The following is a 13,270-nucleotide window of genomic DNA, read 5'->3' on the forward strand; positions in this document are numbered from 1 at the left end:
AACAAACGATATAAATTTCTATTCCGGAAGAATGGTCTTAATGCTATCGGAAAGAACCCGGTTTACCCGGATGGAACCGTCAAGCTGAACATAATAATATGAGCCGTCCTCATCTTCTTTCCCCACATAGAAGATCACCGTTTTCTCTTTTTCTCCGTCCTGCGAGTCTTTGTAAGTCACTTCCACCTTCGTTCTGGACGCCTCATCCAGACCATACCCGGCTTTTGTCTCATCTGTCACATGATAATCGACACAATCGGTAAAATACATTCCGGCAATTCCATTTGCAACTTTCTCAACCGGATTATTTTCTTCTGCATCATCCGACTGTTCTGTCTCATCTTCCGAATCTTCTGTTTCTTCCACTGCTTCATACACCGTTTGTGTTCCATCCGGTGCCGTAATCACCTCTTTGACAAAATGATCTGCAATAATCTGAATAAAACTGTCTTTCTCCGCAATATCAGCCAGGTTCCACAACATCTGGGAAGTCAGTTCTGAAGAAACTGTGTAGACATTTTCTCCGTTCTCCTCCATAAAATAAATCTGCTCCCCTGTTGTATTTCCAAACAGATACTCATGTTCCGTTCCATCTTCCTCTGTGACGGAAAGGCGGTATGTCACCGCATCGAACCCATAATCTGATAATTCATCGGGCGAGCTGATCTCTTTGATCGCCTGAATGTCCGAAAAAGCATTTTCCATATCCAGCATCACATCCTCCTGAAGCTCGATCACCGGATCTTCACTGAACTTCCAGACCCCTTCTTCCTTCTCGAATGCCATACTGTTTCCTTCTGCATCTGCATATGTCATCGCATTCAGACTGTCTGCCTTCAGAACCTGGATTTTTTCCTCCTCTTTTTTCTGCTCTTCCTTCTCTTCATTCGCATGATTTACATACTTCATTCCAAAGAATGCCAGTAACAGAATCACAATCACTCCTATAAGAATTGCAAATGTTTTCTGCTTTTTCTTCATATACAGTCCTCCCTATGATTTTCTCCTGCGCATCCATGTCACAAATCCAATCACAAGAATCGCAATCGGAATCACAAATATGATGATCAGACTGATCGTTCCTGCATGAACCGGTGTGTTCTGCTCCACACTCAGACTCTTCGCTTCAATTGCAACATTTTCCACATCATCAAAATTGTTCATGACAGAATTCACAAACAGTGTCAGGTTATCCAGTGTTGTGAGCTGATCGGTAATATCCGAACTGATCAGAGAATCCGAAGCGACGACTGTTAACCGGGAAACCTCCGATTCTTCTGTATCCCCGGAACCGGCATCCTCCTCATCTTCATTCGTATCTTCATCTCCGGTATCGCAGGTCTTCTTTGCAACTGCTCCCAGAATGTACTGTCCTTCCGTCTCTCCGTCTTCCCGCACCGCATAGCTTTGCGTTGATGTTTCCATAAATGTTGACACCGTCAGTGCGTCGTCTTCTGTATCCAGTTTTTCCAGTCCATGCGAATTCAAGAGCAGAACCATCTCATTTTTAATTCCCTGCCCCAGGTCACCGGTCAATGTAAGCTGCGGGAAGATCGCATAATAATTATTCTGATAGCATCTCTGCATATCCGCAATATAACCATCCGCACGTCCCAGCCCATAATCTGCCATAATCGCTTCCAGGTTCGGCAGATCCACTTCATCCGTACCCAGAATCAGATACACGTTGCCTCCATCCGCGAGATAATCCTCTATCAGCGTCTTTTCATCATCCGTAATATCAGAAGATGGCGCATAGAGGAACAAAAGATCACAGTCCTCCGGAATCTGCGCATTCATACTCAGATTGATCTCGGATGTCTCCAGATTATTCTTGGAAAACAATTCATTTACCGATGTAGAAAACGTCGCCTCACCGTGTCCGCTGGTGCGATAGATTTTCTTAGTCTCGGTACTGGTCACATATCCGATTGCGCTTGTAAGTTGTCCTTCTCCATCGAATTCCGTCTCACTAAGCTGTCCGGACATATAATATGTGTATTCATCATATTTGATAATATCGTCAAAGGCAATCTGCGTGCTCTTTCCTGTTTCTTCACACTCTACGTTGATGATGTCGCCCTCTGTATTATACTTCTGCAAAGCGGAAGGATGCTGTACACTATCGATCCATTCCAGGTCGATCTTCTTCGATAAAGCCGCATATTTCTTTACAAATGTCTCAATTCTTTGATCGACAGAATCCAGATCCGCCACGACCGTCAGCTTCACCTCTTTATCCAGTTCGTCCAGAATTTCTTCCGAGACCTCACTGATCTCGTAGATTCCGTTGTCACTGATGTCAATATTTCTCATACTTTCCGGAAGCTGACCGGCCACAAGATTGACCAGCACCGCAATCACCAGAACCAGTACGGTAAGGCCTACACTATACGTACCATTTTTGGAGGATACACTTTTGAACATTTTCTTAATCTTTTCCATGTCTCACCCCTCCTAACTCCAACGTCTTTTCTGAATGGACTGCATCGTAAAAAAAACAAACACTGCAATCACGGTCAGATACATCACAAGTCCACTTACATCAAACAGACGATTTACCGCTATATTCTCAAACACTTCCGTAATATATAATTTCTCCATCAGATTGACCAGAAGATTCTCAAACAGTTCCGCCTTTACAAAACTGAGAGCCACGACTATGGCTACGCCGATAACTTCTACAATACCGGAAATCATCCAGTTTTTCGTCATCTGATAAATAACTGCTGCCACGATCGTCAGAAGAATCACCATCCCGATCATACCACTGGTCTTGGATGTTGGAAGGAACTGAGTCAGTCCTCCCCAAAGATAAACCAGAAGCAGCGCGCCAAAGGTTGTGACGGCCGCGATAATCTGGCTCTCTGTGAGGGATGAAAGGAACATTCCGATTGATATGTATACACATCCCATCAGGAAAAACATTAAAATTGATAAATAATCCACTTTCAGATAGGCCGTCCCAAAGCTTTTGATAATCAACGGAAATGTGCAGAATATTACGCATGGTACTGCAAATACAGTAATCATCGCCAGATATTTCCCCAGTACTACTTCTGTCAGACTCACCGGTGCAGACAAAAGCATCTGATCTGTCCTGCTCTTTCTTTCCTCCGCAAAGGAACGCATAGTCAAAAGCGGTACGATAATAATCAATATATAATTAATACTCAGCAAAACATACGAAAAATACGGATACCCCGAATTCAGATTATACGCCATAAAATAAATCCCGGTAAACACGACCATGAATGCGGTAAGTACATATCCTGTCATGGATTGGAAATAGGATTTTAGTTCTCTTTTATAAATCGCCGTCATCGCCCGATTCCTCCTCTCCTTCATACAGTTCTTCTTCATCCCATAGTTCTTCTACATCGCTCTTTGTCCTGGCTTGTTCCACGGCGGCACTCTCTTTTTGAGTCAATTCAAGGAATACATCTTCCAGTGTTGTCCTGCTGTGATATAGCATCAGGAGCGGGCAATCCGCACCGGCAAATGCACGGAACACATTCTCACGGATATCCTGATTTTCTGTAGGAATCACACTTGCCTTTGTCGTTCCGCCTTCTTCCCCCGGTTTTACGTCTGCGCTTTTCACCTCAGGAATCGACTTCAGAATCATCCTTACCTTATCTTCCGTTCCTTTTGCAAGAATTTCAACCGACCGCTGTCCTTCAAGGAGTTTCTCCAGATTTTCCGGTGTATCACTCGCCACAAGCTTTCCTCCGGAGATGATCATGATATAATCACAGACCTCCTGAATCTCCGCCAGAATATGGGAACTTAATATAACGGTATGCTTCTTTGCCAACTCACGGATCAGTTCGCGAATTTCAATGATCTGCTTCGGATCCAGTCCGACCGTCGGTTCGTCCAGAATGATGATTTCCGGGAATCCCAGAATTGCCTGTGCCAGTCCGACTCTCTGCTTATATCCTTTTGACAGGTTCTTGATCAGACGATTCTCTACATCTGTAAGTTTCACCATCTTCATCGCCTGTTCCACTGCACTTTTCCGCTCTTTCTTCGGTATCTTCTTCAGCTCCGCCGCAAAATCCATATACTCGCGGACCCGCATCTCCAGATAAAGAGGCGGCATTTCCGGCAAGTATCCGATGCATTTCTTCGCCTCTTCCGGTTCTTCCAGAATATTATGCCCGTTAATCAGGACTTCCCCTTCGGTTGCCCCCAGATATCCTGTCATAATGTTCATCGTGGTCGATTTCCCGGCGCCATTCGGTCCCAGAAATCCGTATATCTGCCCCTTCTCTACTGTAAAACTCAAATGGTCCACGGCCAGATGTGTCCCATATCTCTTTACAAGATTCCTTACTTCAATCAACACGTTCCCTCCTAGCTTTTTTCTATCTTTCTCAGCTTATGCTTCAAACTGCCCGGATACCACCGGATTTTTCTGATTGCATAAGAGCCAGTATAAGGAATAACTGTGAAAGTTTTGCGTGAGAATTGTGATTTTTGTGTGTCTTCACATACGGATCTGCCAGGTTCAATCTTTACATTCCAGACGCTTTCGCCTATAATGATAGAAAATAAAATGCAAAGGAGATATGGCAATGGGAGATCAAAAGCAGCGCATTTATGATATGTTAAAAAAATTGAATATTAAGTATGAAGTTGTCGAACATGAACCCGTTTATACAATGGAAGATATGGACCGCCTTGGTCTTCCTGCAAAAGGGATCCTGTGCAAGAACCTGTTTCTCAGGGATTCCAAGGGCAAGCGGCATTTCCTGGTAACTTGTGATGAAGCAAAGAAAGTCGATTTAAAATCTCTTGCCAGACAGCTTGGCACCGGCGGACTTAGCTTTGCCTCCGAAGAACGCCTTGAAAAATATCTGGGGCTGAAACAGGGAAGTGTTACTCCGTTCGGACTCATCAACGATACCGACCATGCAGTCGAATTCTTTATCGACCGTGACCTGACCAAATGCAAGAGCCTCGGCATTCATCCTCTTGAAAATACGGCAACTGTTTTCCTGTCCTATAAAGATCTGGATAAGTTTTTATGGGAACTTGAAGTTGATGTTATGCAGATTCGGATATAGTGCCGAATCTTTACGATACCTGAAATATCTTTGAGTTTACGCAAAGAGAGCTGATCGTTTTTTATGAACAATCAGCTCTTTTTCAATCTATTATTAAGCGAGGAATTCTTCCAGGATTTCCCGGATTCTCGCCTCCTTCTCCAACTCTCCTGTTTCATTTGTCACCGGTGCTTTCGCGTACCCACGCTCCTGCTCCGGCATATATTCTCTCCTCATACTCTGCATTCCATACTGTTCGTAATCATACCTTGTATTTTGCGATTCCGGCTGTGGGTAGTTCTCCGCCGCGTACGCATTTCCTGAAGCCGCCACCGTCTCTGCTTTTTCCTTTTTCTTCTTTAATCCGTGCCCGAACGGTGCTTTCCCTTTCTTCCCCTTTTCTGCATTTTCTTCTGATGCATTCGGTGACTGCTGCCCGGTCATGGTATATGCCTGCGGCTCCGTCACCGGAACCTGCTGAGGCTGTGGCGTGACGTATGGAGCAGGCTGCGGATCAACTACGGGCACAGGCTGCGGACGCGGTTCACCTCCGGGTATCGGCTGCCGCGGCATCTGTCCGGGCATATTTCCCGGATCTGAAATCGGTTCTCTCTGCGGCGGAACATTTTCCCGTTCCTCCATTGCACGCTGTACGGTAACCTGAAATTCTTTCCGGGGACCTTTTGTATAACGATGAGCATATGTATTTTCCAGGAAATCTACCATATAAGTTTTTGCCGCCTCGAGCTGATAGCGTTCATCTGAAGTGATATGGAGCAAGAATAACGCCAGCATACCGACAGAGCCAAGAATCATGTACTGATACATGATCGTATCAGGTCCTTTCACATAATATACCATACCTGCACCGGCAAGACTCAAAAGACCACAGAGCCAGATTGCTGTTCTCTCAAGCTGACGCCATGAATGCAGTCTGAGTCCTAGCACTTTGTACTCATATACATACTTGTCCACAAATGCCCGCACATTCTGCACTTTATCACTGATCATACATGCATGCTCAAATTTTGCTCTCACAAGCTTCATCAGTGCATGATTACTCTTTCCCATGTTACTTGCCGCCTTAACCAGACGTTTTAACGAAATGCCGGCGATAATCTTTGCAAGAACTCCAATAGCAATCACAGCGCCGACGAAGTAGAAAAACACTTGCTGTGTTACGATCCTCTCTAACATAAAAAGAGTCCTCCTTCTTTGATTTGCCACCATTATAGCGTAAATCTCAGGAATTGGACTCTATAATCGTTCTTCATATTCCGACATTCCTAAATGCCGAGATGTCAGAATCTGCCTCTTCATCTGTTAAACTTTACCCATCAAATTCCGTACAAGCCTTACCGTATGGGTGATTGCCTGCTTTTCAAATGTAGGATAGTCCATCGTCGAACTGTTGTCAGCTTTGTCCGAAATAGCCCGAATAATGACACACGAAATTTTGTTGAGGTAAGCCGCCTGCGCAATCGCAGCTCCTTCCATCTCCGTACATTTTGCCTGAAACTGTGTCACAAGCCGTTCTTTAACAGCCCCGTCCGATACAAACTGATCTCCGCTCACTACTCTTCCGGTAAATGTATGAATATCCGGATTCGCCTCCTCATTCGCCTGAACAGCAAGCTGTACCAGTCTCTCATCGGCAGGGAATGCAAATGTATCCATACGCGGGATCTGTCCCACAGGGTCTCCCAGTGCACTGACATCCATATCATGCTGCACGGCATCTGTTGAGATTACAATGTCTCCGATATCGATCGCCGCATCCAGAGATCCCGCAACTCCTGTATTAATGAGCGTATCCACTTCAAAAAGATCGGCCAGAATCTGCGCGCAGATTCCCGCATTTACTTTCCCGATTCCGCTGCGCACCACCACAACATCCTTTCCGTCCAGCTTTCCCTTAACAAAGGTCATTGCTGCACGCTCTACTGTTTTCTCCACCTGCATTGCCTCTTTTAAATGGGCAACTTCTTCTTCCATTGCACCGATAATGCCTATCATGTTCTATTTCCTCCAAATTCTGTTGTTATACCTTCTGATTTTATGACATGGTTGTATTATAGCAAATTTCCGAATATAAACCTAGCTTTTTTTTCTTCCTTCTGCTATAATCCACTCAGAGAAAGATTATCAGGAGGTCTATGACATGGATTACAAACCGCATGGCGTATGTTCGCAGCTAATTCACATCGAAGTAGATGATGAGAAACGAATTCACAATGTTGCATTTACAAAGGGATGTTCAGGAAATCTACAAGGCATTGCACGCCTTGTAGAGGGCATGACGGTAGATGAAGCCATTTCCCGTCTGGATGGAATCCGCTGTGGAATGAAATCAACATCCTGCCCGGATCAGCTTGCACAGGCTTTAAAAACGCTTCGTTAATAATGAACCTTAATTCCGGTTATTAAAAAATCCAGGTCTTTGTTCTGAAGGCCTGGATTTTTACACTCAATATAGTTTTAAATTAATCCCCCGATTCTCAGGAACAATGGTGCAAATACCAGTGACACGATCGTCATCAATTTAATCAGGATATTAATGGAAGGTCCTGAAGTATCCTTAAACGGATCCCCTACCGTATCTCCGACTACTGCCGCCTTATGGGCTTCACTTCCTTTGCCGCCATGATGATCATTTTCAATATATTTCTTTGCATTATCCCATGCGCCGCCCGCATTAGACATAAAGATCGCCATCAGCACACCCGTTACCAGTGCCCCTGTCAGCAAACCTCCCAGAGCTTCCGGCCCAAGTAAAATTCCCACCGCAAGCGGCGACAAAACTGCCATAATCCCCGGAACCAGCATTTCTTTCAAAGCTGCCGTCGTGGAGATTGCAACACAGGACTTATAGTCAGGCTTTGCCGTCCCTTCCATGATTCCCGGAATACTCCTGAACTGCCGCCGCACTTCTTCGATCATCTGATACGCCGCTTTTGAAACGGATTCCATCGTCATCGCCGAAAAGAGAAACGGAAGCATTCCTCCGATGAAAAGTCCTATGATCACCCTGTAATTCAGGATATCAATGCTTTTCAGTTGTACCGCCTCTGCATAGGAAATAAAAAGCGCCAGTGCGGTCAAAGCCGCAGAACCGATTGCAAATCCTTTTCCGATCGCCGCTGTTGTATTTCCGACCGCATCCAGTTTGTCCGTAATGTTGCGGACGGATTTATCCAATCCGGACATCTCTGCAATACCACCTGCATTATCTGCAATCGGGCCGTACGCATCTACCGCCACGGTAATCGCTGTAGTTGAGAGCATTCCAACTGCCGCAAGTGCAATTCCATAAAGCCCACATACCTGATACGCCGCAAAAATACCTGCACAGATCAGCAGAATCGGAGCCGCTGTAGATTTCATTCCCACAGCCAGACCGCTGATTACCGTTGTGGCCGCTCCTGTTTCTGACTGTTCTCCGATCACTTTTACCGACTTATAGTCCTCTGACGTATAAATCTCTGTAATGGCGCCTATCAGAAGTCCTACGATCAATCCGGAAACCACGGCAACAGCCGCCTTAAAATTTCCAAACAGCATTTTACTGAAAGTAACGGACACAAGAACCACTACAATACTCGCTACATATGTACCCATTTTCAGCGCCTTGTGCGGATTTGATTTTTCATCTCCCTTTACAAAAAAGGTACCAAGCACGGATGCAAGCAGTCCAAAACCGCAGATCATAAGCGGATACATTGCCCCTTCCGCCTGAAAATACACAATTCCCAATGTCAGTGCCGAAATCAGAGCCCCCACATAAGATTCAAACAGATCTGCTCCCATGCCGGCTATATCACCGACATTATCACCGACATTGTCGGCAATGACCGCCGGATTTCTGGGATCATCCTCAGGAATTCCTGCCTCTACCTTACCCACAAGATCCGCTCCCACATCTGCAGCTTTTGTATAGATACCTCCTCCGACACGAGCAAACAAGGCGATCGAAGACGCCCCCAGGCTGAATCCCGACAGCACATCTACATTTTTGGTGAGCAGATAGATCGCACTCACTCCCAGGACACCAAAACCTGCCACGCACATTCCCATTACCGCGCCGCCGGAAAACGCTACCGACAGCGCTTTATTCATTCCACTTACTCGAGCCGCATTTGCCGTTCTGACATTGGCCTTCGTCGCCACACTCATTCCACAATACCCCGCCATGGTAGAAAAGAGCGCTCCTACGACAAAGCAGATCGCAGTCACCCAGTTACCGATCCCGACGCCAATTAAGACAAACAGCACGACAACAAAGAAAATGAGAATGCGGTATTCGGCCATCAGAAATGCTCTGGCCCCTTCACTGATCGCTCCTGCTATCTCTTTCATACGCCCTGTTCCTTCTTCCTGACGGGCAACCTTTCTTGCAAGATACGTTGCAAACAGCAACGCCAGTATTCCAAACACCGGAATCATTTTTACAATTGCTTCCATTTTACCCCTTCTTTCTGAAATTTATTGTATTTCATCCCATATTATCTGTTAATTACATTTTATCAGACATACCCGGAACTGTGAAGTAAAATATATTATTTTCAGTGATAATCCATAGTTGTCTCTATTGTTCTCCTATTGCAAATGCCGCTTTTCAGTGCTAAGATTACCTTATTCAGAAGATAAAAGGAGGTACTGAAAAATGGAATTTCAATTTTCAGATATGGTGAATCAGTTCCAGACCGGCATTTTTGCCATGTTAAATGAGAAGAAGGAGGAACTGATCCGACGCGGCCGAAAGATTTACAACCTCTCAATAGGTACCCCCGATTTTTCACCGGCGCCGCATATTATGAAAGCTATGCAGGATGCCTGTGGGAATCCCGAAAACTACAAATACTCTCTGCGTGATATTCCGGAACTTATAGAAGCCGTACAGTATCGCTATAAACATCGCTTCCAGGTAGATCTTGAACCGGATGAGATCATGTCCGTCTACGGTTCCCAAGAAGGAATGGCACATATTGGAATGGCGCTGTGCAACCCGGGCGATACCATCCTTGTACCGAATCCCGGATATCCATTATTTGAAATGAACGGGATTATGGCAGGTGCCCATATTGAGTATTACAAAATCGAAGAGAAGAACGGATACCTTCCGGATCTTGAACATATACCGGAAGAAATCCTGAAACAGGCTAAATATATGATCGTATCATATCCTCTGAATCCGGTATGCGTCTGTGCCCCGGATGAATTCTATGAGCGATTGATTGCCTTTGCAAAGAAAAATAATATTATCATCATTCACGATAATGCTTATTCCGATATTATATTTACCCGTAAGCAGGGACGTTCTTTCTTGTCCTTCGAAGGCGCGAAGGATGTAGGTGTAGAGTTCTACTCCCTTTCCAAATCCTACAATCTGACCGGTGCCAGAATTTCTTTCGTGATCGGTAATAAAAAAATCGTTGAAAAATTCAAAATACTGCGCAGTCAGATCGACTACGGCATCTTCCTGCCGGTACAATATGCCGCAATCGCAGCACTTACCGGTCCTGATGATTTTGTCGAAGAGCAGCGTCTGAAATACGAAGAAAGAAACCGTGCCCTCTGCGGCGGTCTCCGTGAGATCGGATGGAACATACCCGACAGCCAGGGAACTATGTTCGTATGGGGACGCATCCCGGAAGGCTATGCTTCTTCACTGGATTTCTGCATGGAACTGATGGAACGCACCGGACTGATCGTTACTCCGGGCAGCGCATTCGGCAGCGAAGGTGAAGGCTACGTTCGAATGGCTCTCGTCATCGATCCCGATGAAATCAAAGAATTGCTGGAAGTTCTGAAGGCTTCCAATATGTTTCAAAAATAAGGAGATAGATTAATGTTTGAAAATACCAGTACTTATCCGGAAGACAAATCACATCTGTATCCACTTATAAAAACCAGGCTGCTGGGGCTGATTGATGGGAATCCCCACTGGCTTCCTGCCCTGGCTAATGCATCTGCGCTGTTAAATCTTGCCTTAACAGATATTAACTGGGCCGGATTCTACCTTATGAACAGTTTTCTGAATCCTGCTGCAGATTCTTCAGAAGATTTTCTGATACTCGGTCCCTTCCATGGAAAGCCTGCCTGCGTGAAAATCCAGGTAGGAAACGGAGTCTGCGGCACCGCTGTTGCCCGCGATGAAATCATGCTCGTAAAAAATGTACATGAATTTCCGGGGCACATTGCCTGTGACTGCGCTTCCAATTCGGAAATCGTGATTCCACTTCATTCCAACGGGAAGGTGATTGGAGTCCTTGATATCGACAGTCCCGTCATCGGACGGTTTGATGAATATGACCGCAAAGGTCTTGCTGAATATGCAAAAATATTAGAGCAGCTATTTTAATGCTGCTCTGCTATTTTATGGAAACAGGCTTTCTTTCCTTCATACCAGCTCCCAACCAGTCCCAGTACAGAAAGGGCCACTCCCACCGGCCAGTAGATCAGGAGCGCTGCTCCCCATATAAAAATAAACAAATCGCTGTTTAAAAATCTTTTCATCTCAAACTCCTCCGTTTCATAAACCAACCTTTATGTTTCTCATATGTTCTGAATTTATGATATCGAAAGAGGTGAGTCATAAAAAGTACACCTTACATCGGCTTGCTATTTACATAAACAAACTTTACTCTTATCTCTTTCATTAAGATACTCCTGATATAAATCAAGTGTCATCTGAGATTCTTCCACTGTTTTCCCTTTAAACTTTGGCATCGTCTCCGTTTCATACCATTTTTCTTCAATGCATCTTCGCATCCATCCGATCAGATTATGCACAAAGCTTTGCTCCTGTGCCATCTGAAATGCCTTCTTTATCACATCCGGCCTGTTTTCCGATACCTGGAGCAGCATACGGATCTCCTGAATCGTGACCGGCTCTTCGCCAAATATTTCAGCCACTTCAAGAATCATACTTTCATTCACAACTACTTTCTTAGGTGCAAGAACATCCGGTGCTATTTCTTCCATTTCCGCTTCCACCGCCTGCATACGCTTCAGATCGGAATGATGTGTACAATTCGGGTTCTTCTTTACCAAAAAGCGGATCCCTGTCACTTTTCCGCCTTTTCCGCTCTTGACCGGTTCATAATCAAAACAGATCTCCGAATACTCGGATTCTTCCAGCTCTTTCTTCGCGACCTCCAGAACTTTTCTTCGGAAATTTCTCCAGTCATCAAATGGCGCATCTTTGATTTCTCCCAGCGCTTCTTCAAATCTTCCCTGCTCTACCAGGCGTTTCACTGCTTTGGAAGCATTGGCATCCACCACATTCAATGTAAATTTCAGTTCTGCAACAGAATACGGTTTCTTAGGCGGCCGCGGCACCACCAGCACATCCCCCGGTTCACGCTCAAACCGGTAGTACTGTGTCCTCAGGATTTCGTAGATTCGTGTTGTAAACAAGGATTTAAACGAGCAAAGTACATCCAGACTCATCCGGGTATAATCTTTTTTAAGATTATAAATATGCGGCTTCATTTCTTTTGTAAAACGCGTTGTGAACACGCCATCCTGGTATTCACATTTATTCACAACATTAAACATGATAAAATTCTCTTTTTCATCATCCTCAATACTTACAACATGTCCCAAAGTCTCCTTTGACACCTCTTTCAGCCTTGAATAGATTGAATTTCCGCTAATATGCAGATAATTCTTAATCTCCTTCGTCGACACTTTTGCAATCAGCTCCCCGTCTTCAATATATGCCTTCGAAATTGCAATATTCAAAAGCTTCCGTTCAAAAAGAGATGTACTGGACTTACTCTCAATCAGCACATTCGAGCGCGACACCATGTCCCGTTCCATCAATTGTTTATCTTTCGTCTTTTTCCCTGTCTCCACCATTCCTTTAACCCCTTATTATCTTGCATCGTCATCGTGTACCTTTTGGGTGTATAAATTGTTTTGTGTACCTTTCAGGTGCCATATTCCCTCACAGCACTCTTCTCTGCACCCTTTTCCTTACAACTTGTGTACCAATCGGGTTATTGTGTACCTTTTGGGTAACACGTTCAAAAATACGTCACTCTTTTCGTGTACCAAAAAGGGTATTCCTACACTAAAAAACAGAATCCGCCATCCCCTCAGGAATCCTCTTTCTTATCGTGTACTTTTCAGGGTACCCCTTTCCTTTTTGTGTACCAAAAGGGTGCGTCGCATTCTAAATTATGTGTACCAAACAGGTACACTGCATAAAGCAA

The 13,270-nt window shown here is 44.8% G+C and carries 13 protein-coding genes; 4 read left to right on the forward strand and 9 right to left on the reverse strand.

Annotated features, from left to right (window positions below):
* Positions 1-18 precede the first annotated feature (18 nt).
* The 4 genes from ACTNB3_RS07720 to ACTNB3_RS07735 are packed head-to-tail and all read right to left on the reverse strand — an operon-like array spanning position 19 to position 4,348.
* Entirely contained in the window at positions 19-981 is a 963-nt protein-coding gene (locus ACTNB3_RS07720) for a DUF4340 domain-containing protein (RefSeq protein WP_441024971.1), read from the reverse strand.
* A gap of 12 nt (positions 982-993) precedes the next feature.
* Positions 994-2,445 (reverse strand): Gldg family protein, encoded by a 1,452-nt coding sequence (locus ACTNB3_RS07725; protein WP_441024972.1) that lies wholly within the window; start codon positions 2,443-2,445, stop codon positions 994-996.
* A gap of 12 nt (positions 2,446-2,457) precedes the next feature.
* The gene (locus ACTNB3_RS07730) at positions 2,458-3,324 is read right to left on the reverse strand and encodes an ABC transporter permease (protein ID WP_427820646.1); all 867 of its coding nucleotides are present in this window, start codon (positions 3,322-3,324) and stop codon (positions 2,458-2,460) included.
* Entirely contained in the window at positions 3,308-4,348 is a 1,041-nt protein-coding gene (locus ACTNB3_RS07735; RefSeq protein ID WP_441017809.1) for an ABC transporter ATP-binding protein, read from the reverse strand. Before ACTNB3_RS07735 ends, ACTNB3_RS07730 begins: the two co-directional genes overlap by 17 nt.
* Positions 4,349-4,580: 232 nt before the next feature.
* Between ACTNB3_RS07735 and ACTNB3_RS07740 the strand changes: the two genes are divergently transcribed.
* A complete protein-coding gene (locus ACTNB3_RS07740; RefSeq protein WP_441024973.1) occupies positions 4,581-5,072 on the forward strand; it encodes a prolyl-tRNA synthetase associated domain-containing protein in 492 nt (163 codons plus the stop codon).
* A 93-nt stretch (positions 5,073-5,165) separates the two neighbouring features.
* On the opposite strand, the gene ACTNB3_RS07745 is transcribed toward ACTNB3_RS07740, so the two are convergent.
* Entirely contained in the window at positions 5,166-6,248 is a 1,083-nt protein-coding gene (locus tag ACTNB3_RS07745) for a hypothetical protein (RefSeq protein ID WP_427805953.1), read from the reverse strand.
* 126 nt (positions 6,249-6,374) lie between these two features.
* Positions 6,375-7,067, reverse strand: a complete 693-nt coding sequence (locus ACTNB3_RS07750; RefSeq protein ID WP_441024975.1) for a 5'-methylthioadenosine/adenosylhomocysteine nucleosidase — start codon at positions 7,065-7,067, stop codon at positions 6,375-6,377.
* A 145-nt stretch (positions 7,068-7,212) separates the two neighbouring features.
* On the opposite strand from ACTNB3_RS07750, the gene ACTNB3_RS07755 reads away from it, so the two are divergent.
* Positions 7,213-7,452, forward strand: a complete 240-nt coding sequence (locus ACTNB3_RS07755) for a TIGR03905 family TSCPD domain-containing protein (RefSeq protein WP_427820581.1) — start codon at positions 7,213-7,215, stop codon at positions 7,450-7,452.
* Positions 7,453-7,529: 77 nt separating this feature from the next.
* On the opposite strand, the gene ACTNB3_RS07760 is transcribed toward ACTNB3_RS07755, so the two are convergent.
* Positions 7,530-9,512: a sodium-translocating pyrophosphatase gene (locus ACTNB3_RS07760; RefSeq protein ID WP_441024977.1), complete on the reverse strand. Its 1,983-nt coding sequence runs from the start codon at positions 9,510-9,512 to the stop codon at positions 7,530-7,532.
* A gap of 202 nt (positions 9,513-9,714) precedes the next feature.
* Here ACTNB3_RS07760 and ACTNB3_RS07765 point away from each other — a divergent pair, with 202 nt between their 5' ends.
* Together ACTNB3_RS07765 and ACTNB3_RS07770 are read left to right on the forward strand one after the other, a co-directional pair.
* Complete coding sequence (locus tag ACTNB3_RS07765) at positions 9,715-10,887, forward strand: aminotransferase class I/II-fold pyridoxal phosphate-dependent enzyme (RefSeq protein ID WP_427805957.1); 1,173 nt, start codon at positions 9,715-9,717, stop codon at positions 10,885-10,887.
* A gap of 12 nt (positions 10,888-10,899) precedes the next feature.
* Complete coding sequence (locus tag ACTNB3_RS07770; protein WP_441017801.1) at positions 10,900-11,412, forward strand: GAF domain-containing protein; 513 nt, start codon at positions 10,900-10,902, stop codon at positions 11,410-11,412.
* Here ACTNB3_RS07770 and ACTNB3_RS07775 read toward each other — a convergent pair.
* Positions 11,409-11,567 carry a hypothetical protein gene (locus ACTNB3_RS07775; protein ID WP_427805959.1) on the reverse strand — a complete coding sequence of 53 codons (159 nt, stop codon included), beginning with the start codon at positions 11,565-11,567 and terminating at the stop codon, positions 11,409-11,411. The genes ACTNB3_RS07770 and ACTNB3_RS07775 overlap by 4 nt on opposite strands.
* A 105-nt stretch (positions 11,568-11,672) precedes the next feature.
* A complete protein-coding gene (locus ACTNB3_RS07780; RefSeq protein WP_427820583.1) occupies positions 11,673-12,914 on the reverse strand; it encodes a replication initiation protein in 1,242 nt (413 codons plus the stop codon).
* Positions 12,915-13,270: the final 356 nt, after the last annotated feature.

The organism is Bariatricus sp. HCP28S3_D3 (assembly GCF_052065755.1).
Taxonomy (GTDB): Bacteria; Bacillota; Clostridia; order Lachnospirales; family Lachnospiraceae; genus Allocoprococcus.

What these genes read in the sequence shown, in the direction of transcription:
- ACTNB3_RS07765 (WP_427805957.1), top strand. Translation starts at nt 9,715, where the DNA reads ATGGAATTTCAATTTTCAGATATGGTGAATCAGTTCCAGACCGGCATT.
- ACTNB3_RS07745 (WP_427805953.1), bottom strand. Translation starts at nt 6,248, where the DNA reads ATGTTAGAGAGGATCGTAACACAGCAAGTGTTTTTCTACTTCGTCGGC.
- ACTNB3_RS07770 (WP_441017801.1), top strand. Translation starts at nt 10,900, where the DNA reads ATGTTTGAAAATACCAGTACTTATCCGGAAGACAAATCACATCTGTAT.
- ACTNB3_RS07730 (WP_427820646.1), bottom strand. Translation starts at nt 3,324, where the DNA reads ATGACGGCGATTTATAAAAGAGAACTAAAATCCTATTTCCAATCCATG.
- ACTNB3_RS07750 (WP_441024975.1), bottom strand. Translation starts at nt 7,067, where the DNA reads ATGATAGGCATTATCGGTGCAATGGAAGAAGAAGTTGCCCATTTAAAA.
- ACTNB3_RS07760 (WP_441024977.1), bottom strand. Translation starts at nt 9,512, where the DNA reads ATGGAAGCAATTGTAAAAATGATTCCGGTGTTTGGAATACTGGCGTTG.
- ACTNB3_RS07720 (WP_441024971.1), bottom strand. Translation starts at nt 981, where the DNA reads ATGAAGAAAAAGCAGAAAACATTTGCAATTCTTATAGGAGTGATTGTG.
- ACTNB3_RS07725 (WP_441024972.1), bottom strand. Translation starts at nt 2,445, where the DNA reads ATGGAAAAGATTAAGAAAATGTTCAAAAGTGTATCCTCCAAAAATGGT.
- ACTNB3_RS07775 (WP_427805959.1), bottom strand. Translation starts at nt 11,567, where the DNA reads ATGAAAAGATTTTTAAACAGCGATTTGTTTATTTTTATATGGGGAGCA.
- ACTNB3_RS07740 (WP_441024973.1), top strand. Translation starts at nt 4,581, where the DNA reads ATGGGAGATCAAAAGCAGCGCATTTATGATATGTTAAAAAAATTGAAT.
- ACTNB3_RS07780 (WP_427820583.1), bottom strand. Translation starts at nt 12,914, where the DNA reads ATGGTGGAGACAGGGAAAAAGACGAAAGATAAACAATTGATGGAACGG.
- ACTNB3_RS07755 (WP_427820581.1), top strand. Translation starts at nt 7,213, where the DNA reads ATGGATTACAAACCGCATGGCGTATGTTCGCAGCTAATTCACATCGAA.